This window comes from Cupriavidus phytohabitans (assembly GCF_017815025.1).
Lineage (GTDB): Bacteria > Pseudomonadota > Gammaproteobacteria > Burkholderiales > Burkholderiaceae > Cupriavidus.
Genome location: NZ_JAGIQB010000284.1, coordinates 1 through 326 on the forward strand (window position 1 = coordinate 1; position 326 = coordinate 326).

The 326-nt window shown below is 70.6% G+C and carries 1 pseudogene; it reads right to left on the reverse strand.

The annotated features are described in order from the left end of the window. Window positions 1–326: pseudogene (locus tag J8I34_RS34505) on the reverse strand (NAD(P)(+) transhydrogenase (Re/Si-specific) subunit alpha); the annotation flags it as partial.

Below are 326 nucleotides of genomic sequence, written 5' to 3' on the forward strand. Positions count from 1 at the left end.
CCGGCGGCGGTCATCAGCATCGGCATGAAGCGCTGGTAGTGGTGCGCGGCCACCAGCACGGCCTTGTAGCCGGCGATGTTGGCCTGCGACGACAGCACGTCCATGCTCTGCGCGCGCGTGGTGCGCGGCGCGGCCTCGAGCGCGAACGCGGTCACGTTGGCTGCTGCCATGCGTGCGTTGTTCTCGGCATCGAAGGGATTGAGCATGCCCACCAGCACAGCCCCGGCCTTCATCTGGGCCAGTTCGGCCGGCTCGGGGGCGCGTACCTTGAGCACCAGTTGCGCCCCGAGCGCCTCGGCAGCGGTGCCGATGGTGGCGCCGACCGC